Origin of the sequence: Caulobacter vibrioides, assembly GCF_002310375.3 — a bacterium.
In the GTDB taxonomy this organism is placed as follows: Bacteria; Pseudomonadota; Alphaproteobacteria; order Caulobacterales; family Caulobacteraceae; genus Caulobacter; species Caulobacter vibrioides_D.
In genome coordinates this window covers 2,792,967-2,808,937 of record NZ_CP023315.3, presented here as the reverse complement: position 1 = coordinate 2,808,937, position 15,971 = coordinate 2,792,967, and the positions used below count along the sequence as shown (strand labels likewise).

Below are 15,971 nucleotides of genomic sequence, written 5' to 3'. Positions count from 1 at the left end.
CTGTCTCCGTCATGGGTTCAACTGACACCGCGCCGACATCGCCCTCGTCAGTTCTGTGTATGTTCTGTGGATTGACTTCGCCGTTCCGTGAACAAGGGGTGCGACATCTTTGAAATCCCGATGATTTAGTCGCTGGTGTCATTGTATCCCAGTTCATCCCATGTTAACCCAATTCTCGTCGGGGCGAGGGTGGGTGCTCGCCGACCGGCTTGGGTCTGGCGGGGTTCAGCTTCAGTGTTTCTCTCGACATTCGAGAAGCAGCTCGACAGCAAGCGGCGCATCGTCGTGCCGCAGGAATTCCGCGCGGCCGTCTCGGGCCCCTTCGACGGCATCTTCTGTTTTCCCTCGATCGAGGCCGACTGCCTGGAGGCGGGTGGCAAGGCGCTGTTTGATCGCTATCAGGCGGTGATCGAGGAGATGCCGTTCGGCGATCCCACCCGCACGGCGCTGGAGACCAGCATCCTGGGCGGCATGGCCAAGCTCACGTTTGATACAGCTGGTCGCATTACGCTGCCCGACCATCTGTGCGACATGTTCGGCCTTACGGATTCGGTGGCCGTCGTCGGTATGGGTGAGCGTTTTCAGATCTGGTCGCGCGAGGCCTTCCAGGCCCATCGCGCGCAGCAGCGTGATCTGGCGCGCGAAGGTCTAGCGGCCCTGCGCGCTCAGCAGCGCGCGGCCCAATTGGGTGTTGGGAAGTTCGGAGGCGCAGCGTGAGCGCCGCGCCGCACATCTCGGTTCTGCTGGACGAGGTCGTCGAGGCCCTGGACGCCAAGCCCGGTGACGTCGTGGTCGACGGTACCTTCGGAGCGGGCGGCTATACCCGCGCGGTGCTGCCGACCGGCGCCAGCGTCGTGGCCTTTGACCGCGATCCGACGGTGCGGCAGTTCGCAGACGCGCTCCCGGCCGATCGCTTCCGCCTGGTTCAGGCCCGCTTCTCCGAAATGCTGGACGAGCTGGGCGCGGAGAGCGTCGAGGGCGTGATGCTGGATCTGGGCGTCTCGTCGATGCAGCTGGATCAGGCCGAGCGCGGCTTTTCCTTCATGCGCGATGGTCCGCTGGACATGCGGATGGGCGACACGGGGCCGACCGCCGCCGACCTGGTCAACACGCTGGACCAGACCGAGCTGGCGCGGGTTCTCTATGTCTATGGCGAGGAGCACGCCTCGCGCCGCATCGCCAGCTTCATCGTCCGGCGTCGTGAAGAGCGCCCGTTCGAGCGCACCCTGGACCTAGCCGAAGTGATCGAGCGCGCCGTCGGCGGCCGCAAGGGCGCCAAGGTCCATCCGGCCACGCGCTCGTTCCAAGGCCTGCGCATTGCGGTCAATGACGAGCTGGGCGAGCTGGAGGCCGGTCTGGTCGCCGCTGAGCGCGTTCTGAAGCCCGGCGGTCGGCTGGTGGTCGTGACCTTCCACTCGCTGGAGGACCGCATCGTCAAGGCGTTCCTGGCCGAGCGGGCCGGGCGCACGCCGGGCGGCTCGCGCCACGCGCCGCCGGTCGTTGCGGCGGCGGCTCCCAGCTTCCAGCTGATCTCCAACAAGGCCATCGCGCCCGGCGAGGCCGAGTTGGCCGTCAATCCACGCGCGCGGTCCTCGAAGCTGCGCGCAGCCGTTCGCACCGAAGCCCCTGTGTGGGAGGCTTCCGCGTGACCGCCGTGGGCGTTTTCAACCGACGGGTCCGGGGCTTCCGCGTCGTGGAAGTGGTGGGCCTGTGCATCCTGCTCAGCCTGGTCACCGGCGTCTATCTGGCCAAGACCTTCGCCGGCCGCGAGCGTCAGGAAATCGCCCGGATCGAGCAGGAGATCGAGGAAGAGGCCGCGCGCAAGCGGCTGTTGGCGGCCGAGGTCGCACACCTTGAGCAGCCCCGCCGCATCGAGCAGCTGGCGCAGATGATGCAGCTGAAGCCCATCGCGCCGGACCATGAGATCACCGAGGACGCCCTGATCGATGTGGCGCGCCGTCGCGAACTGCCCAAGGCGCCGGTGTCGGCCGCGCCGGTCACGCCCGAGACGCTGGCCGCCGATGGGCCAGAGGCCTTGCCGGACGATGTCGCTGTCCCGCCGCCTCCCGTGCAGGGGGCGTTGCGATGAGCCTCTCGAACCTGGGTCCCGGCGGCGTTCAATCCCCGCTCTGGCGCTGGGTGGTCGAGCGCGTTTGGCGGTTGGAGCACGCCTTCGAGCGTTCGCGCGCCGCCGCGCGGCCGGAAGACGACACGCGGATCCGCATCTTCCTGGTCATGGGCTTCTTCGGCCTCTGTTTTGTCGGGGTGAGCCTTGGCGCGGGGTGGTCGGCGCTGTTCTCCCGCGCAGGGCAGGGCAACGGCTACACCCTGGGCGTGGAGGGCGCGCGCGGCGACGTTGTCGATCGCAACGGCAAGCTGCTGGCCGTGGATCTGGCGCACTATGCGCTCTACGTCGATCCTCGCGAGGTGTGGGACGCCAAGGAAACGCGCGTGGCGCTGGGCAAGGCCCTGCCGCAGGTCCCCGCCAAGCGCCTCGACAAGGCGGTGTTTGGCGATCATCGCGCCTTCGTTCTGGGTGGCCTGACGCCGGACGAGAAGGACGCGATCTTCAATCTGGGCCTGCCGGGCGTGTCGTTCGAGGAGCAGGAGCGGCGGATGTATCCGCTGGGGCCGACGGCCGCGCACCTGATCGGCTTCGTCGACAGCGGCGGCAAGGGCCTGGCCGGCGCGGAGCGTGCGCTGGACGATCCGATCCGCAAGGCCGCCGGCGGCGAGGGCGGGCCGACCCAGCTCTCGATCGACGTACGCGTGCAGGCCGCCCTCGAGGACGAGCTGCGCAAGGCCGCCGAGGAGTTCACGCCCAAGGGCGCGGTGGGTCTGGTGACCAACGTCCACACCGGCGAAATCCTGGGCATGGCCAGCTGGCCGGACTACGACGCCAACAAGGCGGGCGCGGCCACCAACGATCAGCGTCTCAACCGCGCCGCCGCCTCGGTCTACGAGATGGGATCGACCTTCAAGGCCTTCACCGTGGCGATTGGTCTGGACACGGGCGTAGCGACGGCCGCCTCGACCTTCGACGCCCGTGAGCCCTACAAGCTGGGCTATCGGACGATCCACGACTATCACGCCACCCGGGCGGTGCTGAACCTGGTCGAAGTGTTCCAGCACTCGTCGAACATCGGCACCGCGATGCTGGCCGAGCGCGTGGGCGGCCAGCGCCTGAGCCAGTACTTCACCAATCTGGGCCTGACCAAGCCGGCCAAGGTCGAGCTGCAGGAGTCGGCGCGCCCCTTGACCCCGCGCAAATGGGATCAGGACACCGTGGCCTCGACCTCGTTCGGTCACGGCATGAACATCTCGCCGCTGGCCCTGGCCCAGGCGATGAACGCTTTGCTGAACGGCGGCGAGATGCGCCCCCTGACGATCCGCAAGCTGCCGCCGGGCGTGCGTCCCGAAGGCAAGCGGGTCCTGTCCGAGCACACCTCGGCCGAGATGCTGAAGATCATGCGCGCCAATGTCGTGCCCGGCGAAGGGGGCAGCGGCGGCAAGGCCGACGTGCCCGGGCTGTCGGTCGGCGGCAAGACCGGCACGGGCGAAAAGTACGACCCCGCGATCCGACGCTACAATCACCAGCGCCAGGTCTCGTCCTTCGCCGCCACCTTCCCCACGGACGGCGCCTTGGAGGCGGACCGCTATTTCGTGCTGATCCTGCTGGACGAGCCGAAGGGCAACGCCAATTCGTTCGGCTTCTCGACCGGCGGCTGGGTCGCCGCGCCGGCCGCCGGCCGGGTGATCGAACGCATCGCGCCGTTCCTCGGCGTCAAACGCAAGACCGAGCTGGTGACCATCGCCAGCTCGCCCAAGAACGCCGCGCCGGAGGCGGGCCTATGACCAAGCGTCTATCCGAACTGTTCAACCGTCCCTTCGCCAACGATGCCGTGATCGCGGGCGTGACCGCCGACAGCCGCAAGGTCACGACCGGCTGGCTGTTCGCCGCCCTGCCGGGGACTAAGGTCGACGGCCGCGACTTCGCGCAAGGCGCGGTGGCCAAGGGCGCGGCCGCCATCCTGGCGCCCGAGGGCGGACTCGAGGGGCTGGGCGTTCCGGTGGTTCGCTCCGAGGACGCGCGTCGCGCCTACGCCCTGGCCTCGGCGGCCTTTTGGGGCAAGCAGCCGGCCATGTGCGTGGCCGTCACCGGCACCAACGGCAAGACCTCGGTCGCCGGCTTCTGCCGCCAGATCTTCACCAAGCTGGGCCACAAGGCCGCCAGCATGGGCACCCTGGGCGTGGTGGTCAGCCAGCCCGGCCAGCCCGACCAGCAACTGACCCCGCCGGGCCTGACCACGCCCGACGCCGGCGACGTCGCCGAGATGATCGCGCGCCTCGCCGACATGGGCGTCACCCATCTGGCGCTGGAAGCCAGTTCGCACGGCGTCGACCAGCGTCGCATCGACGGCGTCAAGCTGAGCGCCGCAGGCTTTACGAACTTCACTCAGGACCACCTGGACTATCACGGCTCGATGGAGGCCTATCGCGCCGCCAAGCTGCGCCTGTTCGACACCCTGACGCCCGCGGGCGCGATGGCGGTGCTGAACGCCGACAGCGACGCGTTTCCGACCTTCGCCTCGGCCGCCGTCACCTCGGGCCAGAGCGTGTTCTCGGTCGGTGAGGACGGGCAGGGCCTGCGGCTGCTGTCGCGCACGCCCACGCCCGCCGGCCAGGACCTGATTATCGAGGCTGACGACGTCGTTCATCACATCAAGCTGCCGTTGGCCGGCGCCTTCCAGGCGTCGAACGTGCTGGTGGCGGCCGGGCTCTGCATCGCCGCCGGCGAGGACAGCGCCAAGGTTCTGAAGGCCTTGGAAAGCCTGGAAGGCGCGGCCGGTCGCCTGCAGCGCGTGGGGCGCGGCCCCAAGGGCGGCGAGGCCTATGTCGACTACGCCCACACGCCCGATGGTCTGCAGACGGTGCTGGAGGCCCTGCGTCCCCACACGGCTGGAAAGCTCATTGCGGTGTTCGGCGCGGGCGGGGATCGTGACCGGGGCAAGCGTCCGTTGATGGGCGCGATCGGCGCAAAGCTCGCCGACATCGCCATTGTCACCGACGACAATCCGCGCTCGGAGGATCCCGCCTCGATCCGCGCCGCCATCCTGGAGGCCGCCCCGGGCGCCCGCGAGATCGGCGACCGCCGCGCCGCCATCCGCGCCGCCGTGGCGTTGATGGGCGAGGGCGACGTGCTGGTCGTCGCCGGCAAGGGTCACGAGCAGGGCCAGATCATCGCCGGCGTCGTGCACCCGTTCGACGACGTGGCCGAAACCCTGCAAGCCCTGGAGGGCGTGGATGCCTGACGCCCTTTGGACCGCTGACGAGATCGCCCAGGCGATCGGCGGCCAGGTCGCCGGCGACTTCGCCGTATCCGGCGTTTCGATCGACACCCGCTCGGTCGAGCCGGGCGACCTGTTCGTGCCGCTGGTCGGCGTGCGCGACGGGCACGATTTCGTGCCGCAAGCCGTCGCGAACGGCGCGACCGGCGTCCTGGCGGCGCGCGCGGTTGATGCGCCGGCGGTGATGGTCGCCGACACCTTCAAGGCGCTGGAGGCCCTGGGCGTCGCGGCGCGCGAGCGCGCGCCCCAGTGCAAGCGCGGGGCGGTGACCGGCTCGGTCGGCAAGACCAGCGTCACCCGCGCGATCGAAGCGGGCTTGCGGCTGGCCGGCAAGGCCCACGCCTCGGTCAAGAGCTACAACAACCACATCGGCGTGCCGCTGACCCTGGCGCGCATGCCGCGCGACACCGAACGGGCGGTGTTCGAGGTGGGCATGAACCATGCCGACGAGATCACGCCGCTGTCGGGCTTCGTCCAGCCGCACGCGGTGGCGATCACCACGGTGGGGCCGGTGCACCTGGAGAACTTTGCAGACGGCGAGCAGGGCGTGGCCCGCGCCAAGGCCGAGATCTTCGCGGGGCTGCGGCCTGGTGGTGTCGCGGTGCTGAACGCCGACAACCGCTGGTTCGATTTCCTCAAGGCCGAGGCCGAGAAGGTCGGCGCGACCGTCTGGAGCTTCGGGTCTTCGCCCGACTGCACGGCGCAACTCCTGTCATTCTCAACCGACCTCCCCGGCGAAGGCCGGGGTCCAGATGACAAGGCGTCGAGCGTCCCGGATGAATCTGGGTCCCGGCATTCGCCGGGAAAATCGGTGGTTAGGGCCGTCCTGCGGGGCGAGCCCATCGAATTCACCCTGCTTCAGACCGGCGTCCACTGGGGCCCCAACAGCCTTTGCGTGCTCTTGATGTTGGAGGCGCTGGACGTGCCCCGCGACACCGCCTTGGCGGCCTTGGCTGAGTTCGCGCCGATCGAGGGGCGCGGCGCGGAGAAGACGATCCGCATCCCCGGCGGCGCCTTCACCCTGGTCGATGAGAGCTACAACGCCAATCCGGTCTCGATGCAGGCCGCGCTGAAGACCCTGGGCGCGCGCAAGGTCGCCGGCCGTCGGGTGGTGGCGCTGACCGACATGCTCGAATTGGGCGAGGACAGCGCCCGCTTTCACGCCGAGCTTGCGGAGCCGATCGCGGCCGCGAACGTCGACATGGTTTTTCTCGCGGGCGTCCACATGAAATCGCTGTGGGAGGCGCTTCCTCCGACTCGGCGGGGCGGCTACGCGGAGGTTACTGAAAAGTTAACGTCGGCGCTGACGGGGGCCGTGCAGCCCGGCGACGTGGTGATGGTGAAGGGGTCGAACGGCTCCAAGGCCGGCGCGCTCGCTGCCGCCTTGGCGACGATCGATCTTGGGGAACAGGGCTGATGCTGTACTTGCTGTACGAATGGCTAGCGCGCTCGCAGGAGCACTATCCAGCCCTGAACCTGTTGAAATACCTCACCTTCCGGTCGGGCATGGCGATGCTGACCGCCTATATCGTGGCCGTGGCCATGGGCTCGCGCTTCATCCGCTGGATGAAGGCCAAGCAGGGCAGGGGCCAGCCGATCCGCACCGACGGCATTGCGCGCCACGTCACCGAGAAGGCGGGCACGCCCACCATGGGCGGCTTCATGATCCTGGCCGGCCTGTTCGTCGGCGCCTTGCTGTGGGCCGACCTGCGCAACGTCCATGTCTGGGTCGTGCTGCTCATCACCGGCAGCTACGGCGTGCTGGGCTTCATGGACGACTACGCCAAGGTCACCAAGCAGACGACGGCCGGGCTTTCCAGCGTCCAGAAGCTGGTGGCCCAGTTCATCGTCGCGATCATCGCCACGGTGATCCTGATCCTGTTCGCGCCGAAGTCGCCGATGACGCCGGGCATGGAGACCAGCCTGGTCTTCCCGATCTTCAAGGCGCTGGTGATCAATCTGGGCTGGTTCTACGTGGCCTTTGCGGCGTTCACGATCGCCGGCTTCTCCAACGCCGTGAACTTGACCGACGGCCTGGACGGTCTGGCCATCGTGCCGGTGATGCTCGCCGCCTCGACCTTCGGCCTGATCGCCTACCTGGTGGGCAACTACAAGTTCGCCGACTATCTGAACCTCCACTTCGCGCCGGGCGTCGGCGAGCTGGCGGTGCTGTGCGGCGCCATCATCGGCGGGGGCATGGGCTTTCTCTGGTACAACGCCCCGCCCGCCAAGATCTTCATGGGCGACACCGGCTCGCTGGCCCTGGGCGGCGCGCTGGGCGCGATCGCCGTCTGCGCCAAGCATGAGCTGGTTCTCGGCATCGTCGGCGGCCTGTTCGTGGCCGAGGCGCTCAGCGTGATGATCCAGGTCGCCTACTTCAAGAAGACCGGCAAGCGGGTCTTCCTGATGGCCCCGATCCACCACCATTTCGAGAAGCTGGGCTGGGCGGAGTCCACCGTCGTGATCCGCTTCTGGATCGTGTCGATGATCCTGGCCTTCATCGGCTTGGCCACGCTGAAGTTGCGGTAAGGAGTGGCGTTGAGATGATCCCCGTCCGCGGTTTCGAGGACAAGACCGTCGCAGTGTTCGGCCTGGGCCGAACGGGCCTGACGGCGGCGCGCGCCTTGATCGCGGGGGGCGCCAAGGTCGCCCTGTGGGATGAAAAGTCCGCCAGCCGGGAGGCGGCCGCCGCCGAAGGTTTCCCGGTCGTCGATCTTCAGGCCGCCGACTGGAGTCAGTTCGCCGCCCTGATGCTGTCGCCGGGCGTGCCGCTGACCCATCCCAAGCCGCACTGGACCGTCGAGAAGGCCAAGGCGGCCGGCGTCGAGATCCTGGGGGACGTCGAGCTGTTTGCGCGCACGGTCGCCGCCGCGCCGGCCCACAAGCGCCCCAAGATCATCGCCATCACCGGCACCAACGGCAAGTCGACCACGACCGCCTTGATCGGCCACCTGTGCGCCGCGGCTGGCCGCGATACGCGGGTCGGCGGCAATATCGGCTTGGGCGTGCTGGGGCTCGAGGACATGCACGGCGGCGCGGTCTATGTGCTGGAGCTGTCGTCCTACCAACTGGACCTGACCTCCAGCCTGCACCCCGACGCGGTGGTGCTGTTGAACATCTCGCCCGACCACCTGGATCGCCACGGCGGCATGGACGGCTATATCGCCGCCAAGCGCCGGATCTTCCTGAACCAGGGTAAGGGCGACACGGCGATCATCGGCGTCGATGACGCCTGGTGCCAGCAGATCTGCACCGAGATCACCGCCGCCAACCGTCGGACCATCTGGCCGATCAGCGCCGGCAAGGCGATGGGGCGGGGCGTCTATGCGCTGCAAGGCGTGCTCTATGACGCCACCGGCGAGCGCGTGGTCGAGGTCGCCGACATCCTGCGCGCCCGCAGTCTTCCGGGGCGCCACAACTGGCAGAACGCCGCCGCCGCCTACGCCGCGGCGCGCGCGATCGGCATCTCGATGCAGGACGCCGTCGACGGCCTGATGACCTTCCCGGGGCTCGCCCACCGGATGGAGACGGTCGGCAAGATCGGCAAGGTCCGCTTCGTCAACGACAGCAAGGCCACCAACGCCGACGCCGCCCGTCAGGCGATGTCCAGCTATCCGAAGTTCTACTGGATCGCCGGCGGCGTCGCGAAGGCCGGCGGCATCGACGACCTGAAGGACCTGTTCCCGCGCATCGCCAAGGCCTACCTGATCGGCGAGGCGGCCGAGCCGTTCTCCTGGACCCTGGCGGGCAAGGCTGAATGCGTGCTGAGCGGCACGCTGGAGCGGGCCGTACAGCAAGCCTACGCCGACGCGGCCGCCAGCGGCGAGGAGGCTATTGTGCTGCTTTCGCCCGCCTGCGCGTCGTTCGACCAGTTCAGCGATTTCGAGGCGAGGGGCGAAGCGTTCCGCGCCGCCGTCAATGGCGTGGCGACGGGCGGCGGCAAGGCCGCCGTCGCCTAGGCGATGAGCGCGCCGGCCGAGACCCCTGAACCGGACTCCGCCAAGGCCGCTTCGCCTCCCTGGCGCTCTGTTCTTCGTGTTGCGGCGATCGATCGCGCGACCGTGCGCGAGGCCGGACGCCAAGCCTTGCCCTGGCTGGCCTGGCTGCGGCGTCGCACACGCTCCTCCGAACTCTGGGTCATCGCCGTGGCCACGGTCGTTGGCCTTGTAGCCGGCGCCTTGGCGGTGTCGCTGGGCGCGCTCGCGCACGGGACCCAGGTCGCGATCTTCAACTTCGATCCCAACGAACGCCTCTCGGGGCAGACCATGGTCGAGCCCTGGCGGTTGTTGGCCATTCCGCTGGGCGGGCTTTTGCTGGGGCTGTTTACGGCCGCCATCCTGCGTTTTCGCCCGAACCACGCCGTCGACCCCGTGGAGGCCAACGCCCTGCATGGGGGGCGTCTGTCGATCCGAGACAGTCTGTTCATCTGTATGCAGACCCTGATCTCGAACGGCTCCGGCGCGTCGGTGGGGCTTGAGGCGGCCTACGCCCAGGCCGGCGGAGCGACCGCGTCCTGGGTGGGCCAGCGTCTGAACCTGCGCCGGGGCGACCTGCGGATTCTGGTCGGCGCGGGGGCCGGCGCAGCGATCGCGGCCGCGTTCGGCGCGCCGCTGACGGGCGCCTTCTATGCGTTCGAGATCGTCATCGGCGCCTATACGGTCGCCAACATCGCGCCGGTGGTGGCGGCGGCGCTGGCGGGCGTTCTGGTGGCCACGGCCCTGGGTTCGACCCCTTATCTGATCAAGACCTCCGTGGTCGCCATCGCGTCGCCGACCGACTACGCGCTGTACGGGCTGCTGGGCCTGCTGGCCGCGTTCTTCGGGATCACGCTGATGCGGGCCGTGGCGGTGGCCGATCGCTGGGCGGCCAAGGCGCCGCTGCCGCGCTGGTCCAAGCCCGCGATCGGCGGTGTCGCCTTGGCGGCCTTGGCCCTGGCGACGCCGCAAACCCTGTCCGGCGGCCACGGCGCCTTGCACCTGGATCTCAACAGCGACCTGCCGCTGAAGGTGCTGCTGGTGCTGATCCTGATGAAGGCCGTGGCCTCGATCGTTTCGTTGAGCGCGGGCTTCCGGGGCGGCCTCTTCTTCGCCGCGCTGTTCCTGGGCGCCCTGATGGGCCAGGCCTTCGCCGAGGTCGTCAACCTGACGGCGGGGGACGGACGGCTGGACCCGATCGCCGCCTCGCTGGTGGGCATGGGCGCGCTGGGCGTGGCCATCGTGGGCGGGCCCTTCACCATGTCATTCCTGGTGCTGGAGGCCACGGGCGACTTTACCGTCACCGGCGCGACCCTGGCCGCCTCGCTGATCGCCAGCGCCGTGGTGCGCGAGACCTTCGGCTACTCGTTCTCGACCTGGCGTCTGCACCTGCGCGGCGAGACGATCCGCAGCGCCCACGACGTCAGCTGGATGCGCAACCTCACCGCCGGCAAGATGATGCGCCGCGACGTCAAGACGATCGGGTCCAGCACCACGCTCGCCGAGTTCCGTCGGCGGTTCCCGCTGGGCTCGACCAAGCGCGCGGTGCTCACCGACGAGACCGGACGCTACGCCGGCATCGTCGCCACGGCCGCCGTCTACGCCGAGCCGCCTGAGCGCGACGCCACGGTGGCGATGCTCGCGACCCACGCGCGCGTGTCCCTGACGCCGGAGTTGTCGATCAAGGCGATCATGACCGCCTTCGACGAAACCGGCGCCGACGAACTGGCCGTGGTCGACGAAGGCGGCGAGGTGATCGGCCTGATCACCGAAGCCCATGTCACCCGCCGCTACGCCGAAGAGCTGGAGAAGGCCCGGCGCGAACTGACCGGCGAAACGGCCTGACGCTCACGCCAGCGGCATGAAGGCGTCGTTCTTGTCCAGGGCCGACAGCGGCGAGCGAATGGAACAGCGCAGGCCTTCGCTTCGGTAGTCCAGGGCGACCTTGCCGCCCAGCTCGTTGGGCAGGGCCATTTCGACGATCCGCGACCCGAAACCGCGCCGCTCAGGCGGGCGCACCGTCGGGCCGCCGCGCTCGGCCCACTCGATCAGCAACTGATCCTCGGGATCGACCGACCAGTGAATGTCGACATGGCCTTCAGGCGCCGACAGCGCGCCGTATTTCAGGGCGTTGATGGCCAGCTCATGGAAGGCCAGGGCCATGACCACGGCGGGTTTGGGCGAGACCTTCAGGTCATCGCCGCTGATGGTCAGCTGCGCAGGATAGGCGCGATAGGGCGTCACCGAGCCATCGACGATCTGGCGCAGGCTGGCGGCGGACCAGTTCTGGTCGGTCAGCACATTGTGCGTCGCGGCGATGGCCATCAGCCGCCCCTCAAGAGCTTCGCGGATCGACGGATCGACCCCGGCGTTGCGCAGGGACTGGTTGGCGATCGACTGGACGGTGGCCAGGGTGTTCTTCACCCGGTGGTTCAACTCGTTGACCAGCAACTGCCGGTGACTTTCGGCGAGACGCTCGCCGGTCACGTCGCGCGACGTCGCCAGAACGCGGATCACGCGCCCGTTTTCGAGGATGGGCGAGACGGTGGTGTCCCACCAGCGGACGGACCCCTTGGCGGTGGGGCAGGACGCGCGGAAGGCCACGGCGTTGCCGGCCATGGCCGCGCGCAGCGCCTGCTCGACGGTGTCGCGGCTCTCCGGCGGCCACATGTCTGGCCAGTAGCGATGTCGATTGCGGCCGTCGAAGTCCTCGATCTCGAGGAGCGACTTGCCCTGGGCGTTCATGTATTCGAGGTAGCCGTCGGCGCTGATGACGCGAATGCAGTCCGGACTAGCCTCGACCACGCTGAGGAAATAAGCCCCAGCGCCCTCCAGAACAGTCTTGTCCGATGTTTCGTCGGCCACGCCACGTCCCTGTACGAGACGCCCATGTTCACGTCATGCGCGAAGAATACAAGTACTGCGTTCGAGGCTCGGCGTTTCTCGGGTCAGGCCGCGCGGGCACCCAGAGGCCTGGCTCAGTCGAACAGTTCCGCCAGTTCCTCGAGCAGCGTCTCGCGCCAGCTCTCCAGATTGGCCACGCTCCGCGCGCGGTCGAGAATGGCGCGCGCCTTCTCCACGTCGTCGGCGTCGGCCTCGTCGACGGTCTCCAGCGCCTGAAGCGCCTCGTGCGCCACCGGAGAGCCGCCCGAGGCGACCAGCTCGACCAGCAAGGCGACGTGGTTGGAGCAGTCGACGAAACTCATCGCGTGGACCAAGGGCGCGCGCTTGTCGGCGAGGTCGGGGCGCTGGATCAGCTTGGCGAGCACGGCGTCAAGGCCAGGCGTTCCCGCATGCGCCAAGCGCAGCGCCAGGGCGTTGCGCTGGTCGGCATCGGCGATGGTTTCCAGCTGGCGGAGGTCGTCGGAGGAGGCCATGGCTCCCTCATCCCGCGCTTTTCGCCGCATGTCCACGGGGTTAGACCGCTCAAGCAAGGTTTGATTAACCCTCCGAACCGACTCTTCGCCCATGGCTTCCAACGCGACACATGCCTTCGCCCGCACCGACCGCACCGCGCTCGGCCTGTGGTGGTGGACGACAGACCGCTGGCTGCTGGGCGCGACCGCCCTGCTGGTTACGCTGGGCATGCTGCTGTCGTTCGCCTCAAGCCCCGCTGCGGCCCAGCGCATCGGTATCGCCGACCAGTTCCACTTCGCCCTGCGCATGTGCTTCTTCGCCTCGGCGTCGTCGGTTCTGATGCTGATCGTCTCGATGCTGTCCCCGCGCAGCATTCGTCGCGCGGCGTTCTTCATCTACATTGGAGCGATCGCCGTCATGATCGCGCTGCCGTTCGTGGGCCACAACGCCAAGGGCGCCACCCGCTGGCTGCAGTTCGGCGGCTTCACCCTGCAACCGTCCGAGTTCATGAAGCCGGCGCTGATCGTGCTGGTCTCCTGGATGTTCTCCGAGGGGCAGAAGGGCCAGGGCGTGCCCGGGGTCTCGATCGCCTTCCTGCTCTATTTCATCGCCGTGGCCTTGCTGCTGATCCAGCCGGACGTCGGCCAGACCGTGCTGATCACCATCGCCTTCGGGGCCGCCTTCTGGATGGCCGGGGTGCCGATCTCGTGGATCATGGGGCTGGGCGGCGTCGCCGTGGCGGGGCTGTTTTCGACCTACTTCCTGTTCGACCACGTTCATGCGCGGGTGCAGAAGTTCCTTAGCCCCGACCAGGCCGACACCCACCAGATCACGCGCGCCGCCGAGGCCATCCGCGCCGGCGGGCTGTTTGGGCGCGGGCCGGGCGAGGGCGTCATGAAGCGCCACGTGCCCGACCTGCACACCGACTTCATCTATTCGGTGGCCGCCGAGGAATACGGCCTGATCTTCTCGTGGTCGCTGATCGGCCTGTTCGCCTTCGTCGTCGTGCGCGGCCTCTACAAGGCCATGAAGCTCAATGACCCGTTCGAACAGGTCGCGGCGGCCGGATTGTTCGTGCTGTTGGGCCAGCAGGCGCTGATCAATATCGCGGTGAACTTGAACATGATCCCAACCAAGGGCATGACGCTCCCGTTCATCAGTTACGGGGGCTCCTCGATGCTCGCGATGGGATTGACGCTGGGTATGGCCCTGGCCTTGTTGCGCAAACGCCCTGGCGCCTATGGCGCGAGCGGCGAGTTCAGACTCGGCGGCGCCTTCGCCTGATGAGCAAGCTGGCTGTTGTCGCCGCCGGGGGAACCGGCGGCCATATGTTCCCCGCCCAGGCCCTGGCCGAGGCGCTCACCGCGCGCGGCTGGCGGGTCGTTCTGGCCACGGACGATCGCGGTGCCCTCTACGCCGACAAGTTCCCCGCCGAAGAGCGGCTGGCCCTGTCGGCCGCCACCGCCAAGGCCAATGACCCGCTGGGCATGATCAAGGCCGGCTTTGTGGTGATGCAGGGCGTCCTGGAGGCCCGCGCGGCCTTCAAGCGTCTCGATCCCGCCGTGGTGGTCGGTTTTGGTGGCTACCCGGCGCTGCCGGCCCTGCTGGGGGCCTTGTCGCAAGGCCGTCCCACCGTCATCCACGAACAGAACGCCGTCTTGGGCCGGGTGAACCGCTTCCTGGCTCCGCGCGTCAACGAAGTGGCCTGCGCCTTCCCGACCCTGGAGAAGGCCACGCCCGCCGTGAAGGCCCGCGCCCACGTGGTGGGCAATCCCGTGCGCCCGCCCGTGCGTGACCTGTTCGATGTGCCCTATCTGGCGCCGGAGGTGCAGTTGCGCCTGTTGGTCACCGGCGGCAGCCAGGGCGCGCGCCTGTTGTCCGAGCTGATCCCTGAGGCCGTGGCCAAGCTGCCCGAGGAGATGCGCGGCCGCCTGAAGGTGTTCCAGCAAGCCCGCGCCGAAAGCATGGAGCAGGCCCGCAAGACCTATCGCAACGCCATGGTCGAGTGCGAGGTCGCGCCGTTCTTCCGCGACATGGCCGGCTATCTGCGCCAGTCGCACCTGGTGATCGGCCGCTCGGGGGCCTCGACCTGCACCGAGCTGGCCGTGGCCGGCCGGCCCTCGATCCTGGTGCCCCTGAAGATCGCCGCCGACGACCACCAGCGCTTCAACGCTCGCCTGCTGGAAGAGGCCGGCGGGGCGGCGGTGTGTCTGGAAGGCGAACTGACCGTCGACGTGATGGCCGCAGCGCTGAAGGCCCTGCTGTCCAAGCCCGAACGCCTGGAAAAGATGGCGGCGGGGGCGCGGTCAGCCGCCAAGCCGAACGCGGCGGAGGAGCTGGCGGATCTGGTGGAGAAGACGGCGCGGTAGGATGTTTGCCTCGCATCTATAGAACCTATATATGCTATAGAAAACGGAGGTTTCCATGCCCAGTCGTTCCACCCACCTCGATGACAAGACCGATGTCTTGATCGTCAAGACGGCGAAGCTGGAGGACCGTAATCCGTCGCAGATCATGGCGGCGGCCGTGCGCTGGTATCTTCATCTGACGCCGGGCGCGCGCGACGCGATGCGGCGGATCGAAGCGACGGGATCCTCGGCTGTCGAGGAGGCGAGTTGGGCTTTGAGCCGGGCCTTGCTCGAACGCGAATACGAGACCCTGGTCCGGCAAGGCGCCGGGACCCTGCGGACCGATCTGCCTTCCGGCGCGTCCGAGGACTACATTATGGCGGAAGCGGTTCGGATGACGCGGCGGCCGACGCGTGCCGGTTAGGTTCTGCCTGGACCTCAATGTTTGGCTGGGCGCGGTGCTGTCGGAGAGGGCGGGGCGCAGAGACACGGCCGCCCAGCTGTTGGTCCAAGCGGTGCGATCTGGACAGTCGGTGCGCGGGCCCGTCGCTTTGGTCATCTCTTGGGGCATGTTGAACCGATACCGTCAGGTTCTCGTCGGCGCGGGCCTAGAGCGTGATCATGCCGACCGGTTGGTCGAGGTCATGGCGACGATCGCGCGGGACGGTCCTTCGCTGACCCTGGGGGGCGTCGGGGTCCTGCCTCTGGAAGACGAGGAAGATCGTCACGTTCTGGAGACCGCTGTGGCTGGCCACGCCGACATGCTGGTGACGCATAACCTGCGGGATTTCGTCGGCCAGGATGTGCGGACCCTCGTGGCGGATCGCTACTACGGCTTCGAGGCTGCGGGCGCGAAGCTGTTGGTGGTTCATACCTATGACGCCGCGGCCTGGATCCGGGGTGAGGCGCCGCCAGCCGAGGTCACGGCCTTCTTGGGTCTCTAG

15 protein-coding genes are annotated in these 15,971 nt (G+C 68.3%); 13 read left to right on the top strand and 2 right to left on the bottom strand.

The window, feature by feature from the left end; genetic code table 11:
* Positions 1-234 precede the first annotated feature (234 nt).
* From CA606_RS13265 to CA606_RS13225, 9 genes are read left to right on the top strand one after another with little or no spacing between them, the layout of a single operon-like run.
* Entirely contained in the window at positions 235-717 is a 483-nt protein-coding gene (locus tag CA606_RS13265; protein ID WP_096050695.1) for a division/cell wall cluster transcriptional repressor MraZ, read from the top strand.
* On the top strand, positions 714-1,649 hold the full coding sequence (gene rsmH / locus CA606_RS13260; protein ID WP_096050696.1) for a 16S rRNA (cytosine(1402)-N(4))-methyltransferase RsmH: 936 nt from the start codon (positions 714-716) through the stop codon (positions 1,647-1,649). The genes CA606_RS13265 and rsmH overlap by 4 nt, the downstream gene beginning before the upstream one ends.
* The gene (ftsL, locus tag CA606_RS13255; protein ID WP_096053779.1) at positions 1,646-2,089 is read left to right on the top strand and encodes a cell division protein FtsL; all 444 of its coding nucleotides are present in this window, start codon (positions 1,646-1,648) and stop codon (positions 2,087-2,089) included. Before rsmH ends, ftsL begins: the two co-directional genes overlap by 4 nt.
* The gene (locus tag CA606_RS13250; RefSeq protein ID WP_096050697.1) at positions 2,086-3,855 is read left to right on the top strand and encodes a peptidoglycan D,D-transpeptidase FtsI family protein; all 1,770 of its coding nucleotides are present in this window, start codon (positions 2,086-2,088) and stop codon (positions 3,853-3,855) included. Before ftsL ends, CA606_RS13250 begins: the two co-directional genes overlap by 4 nt.
* A complete protein-coding gene (locus tag CA606_RS13245; protein ID WP_096050698.1) occupies positions 3,852-5,312 on the top strand; it encodes a UDP-N-acetylmuramoyl-L-alanyl-D-glutamate--2,6-diaminopimelate ligase in 1,461 nt (486 codons plus the stop codon). Before CA606_RS13250 ends, CA606_RS13245 begins: the two co-directional genes overlap by 4 nt.
* Entirely contained in the window at positions 5,305-6,765 is a 1,461-nt protein-coding gene (locus CA606_RS13240) for a UDP-N-acetylmuramoyl-tripeptide--D-alanyl-D-alanine ligase (protein ID WP_096050699.1), read from the top strand. Before CA606_RS13245 ends, CA606_RS13240 begins: the two co-directional genes overlap by 8 nt.
* Positions 6,765-7,877, top strand: a complete 1,113-nt coding sequence (gene mraY, locus CA606_RS13235) for a phospho-N-acetylmuramoyl-pentapeptide-transferase (protein WP_096050700.1) — start codon at positions 6,765-6,767, stop codon at positions 7,875-7,877. Before CA606_RS13240 ends, mraY begins: the two co-directional genes overlap by 1 nt.
* Before the next feature lie 14 nt (positions 7,878-7,891).
* Positions 7,892-9,307, top strand: coding sequence for a UDP-N-acetylmuramoyl-L-alanine--D-glutamate ligase (gene murD, locus CA606_RS13230; protein WP_096050701.1), 1,416 nt, complete (start codon positions 7,892-7,894; stop codon positions 9,305-9,307).
* Positions 9,308-9,310: 3 nt separating this feature from the next.
* Complete coding sequence (locus tag CA606_RS13225; RefSeq protein ID WP_096050702.1) at positions 9,311-11,167, top strand: chloride channel protein; 1,857 nt, start codon at positions 9,311-9,313, stop codon at positions 11,165-11,167.
* Positions 11,168-11,170: 3 nt separating this feature from the next.
* Here CA606_RS13225 and CA606_RS13220 read toward each other — a convergent pair whose 3' ends face one another.
* Together CA606_RS13220 and CA606_RS13215 are read right to left on the bottom strand one after the other, a co-directional pair.
* Positions 11,171-12,187, bottom strand: a complete 1,017-nt coding sequence (locus CA606_RS13220) for a sensor histidine kinase (RefSeq protein ID WP_096050703.1) — start codon at positions 12,185-12,187, stop codon at positions 11,171-11,173.
* A 113-nt stretch (positions 12,188-12,300) separates the two neighbouring features.
* Positions 12,301-12,699: a hypothetical protein gene (locus CA606_RS13215; protein WP_096050704.1), complete on the bottom strand. Its 399-nt coding sequence runs from the start codon at positions 12,697-12,699 to the stop codon at positions 12,301-12,303.
* Positions 12,700-12,790: 91 nt separating this feature from the next.
* Here CA606_RS13215 and ftsW point away from each other — a divergent pair, with 91 nt between their 5' ends.
* The 4 genes from ftsW to CA606_RS13195 are packed head-to-tail and all read left to right on the top strand — an operon-like array spanning position 12,791 to position 15,971.
* Positions 12,791-13,963 carry a putative lipid II flippase FtsW gene (gene ftsW / locus CA606_RS13210; protein ID WP_096050705.1) on the top strand — a complete coding sequence of 391 codons (1,173 nt, stop codon included), beginning with the start codon at positions 12,791-12,793 and terminating at the stop codon, positions 13,961-13,963.
* Positions 13,963-15,048, top strand: a complete 1,086-nt coding sequence (murG, locus tag CA606_RS13205) for an undecaprenyldiphospho-muramoylpentapeptide beta-N-acetylglucosaminyltransferase (protein ID WP_096050706.1) — start codon at positions 13,963-13,965, stop codon at positions 15,046-15,048. Before ftsW ends, murG begins: the two co-directional genes overlap by 1 nt.
* Positions 15,049-15,103: 55 nt before the next feature.
* Positions 15,104-15,451 (top strand): hypothetical protein, encoded by a 348-nt coding sequence (locus CA606_RS13200; protein ID WP_096050707.1) that lies wholly within the window; start codon positions 15,104-15,106, stop codon positions 15,449-15,451.
* Positions 15,441-15,971 carry a PIN domain-containing protein gene (locus CA606_RS13195; RefSeq protein WP_096050708.1) on the top strand — a complete coding sequence of 177 codons (531 nt, stop codon included), beginning with the start codon at positions 15,441-15,443 and terminating at the stop codon, positions 15,969-15,971. The genes CA606_RS13200 and CA606_RS13195 overlap by 11 nt, the downstream gene beginning before the upstream one ends.

Coding starts and splice junctions, on each gene's coding strand:
- CA606_RS13200 (WP_096050707.1), top strand. CDS start 15,104: ATGCCCAGTCGTTCCACCCACCTCGATGACAAGACCGATGTCTTGATC.
- CA606_RS13250 (WP_096050697.1), top strand. CDS start 2,086: ATGAGCCTCTCGAACCTGGGTCCCGGCGGCGTTCAATCCCCGCTCTGG.
- CA606_RS13240 (WP_096050699.1), top strand. CDS start 5,305: ATGCCTGACGCCCTTTGGACCGCTGACGAGATCGCCCAGGCGATCGGC.
- CA606_RS13215 (WP_096050704.1), bottom strand. CDS start 12,699: ATGGCCTCCTCCGACGACCTCCGCCAGCTGGAAACCATCGCCGATGCC.
- CA606_RS13245 (WP_096050698.1), top strand. CDS start 3,852: ATGACCAAGCGTCTATCCGAACTGTTCAACCGTCCCTTCGCCAACGAT.
- CA606_RS13225 (WP_096050702.1), top strand. CDS start 9,311: ATGAGCGCGCCGGCCGAGACCCCTGAACCGGACTCCGCCAAGGCCGCT.
- ftsW (WP_096050705.1), top strand. CDS start 12,791: ATGGCTTCCAACGCGACACATGCCTTCGCCCGCACCGACCGCACCGCG.
- murD (WP_096050701.1), top strand. CDS start 7,892: ATGATCCCCGTCCGCGGTTTCGAGGACAAGACCGTCGCAGTGTTCGGC.
- mraY (WP_096050700.1), top strand. CDS start 6,765: ATGCTGTACTTGCTGTACGAATGGCTAGCGCGCTCGCAGGAGCACTAT.
- murG (WP_096050706.1), top strand. CDS start 13,963: ATGAGCAAGCTGGCTGTTGTCGCCGCCGGGGGAACCGGCGGCCATATG.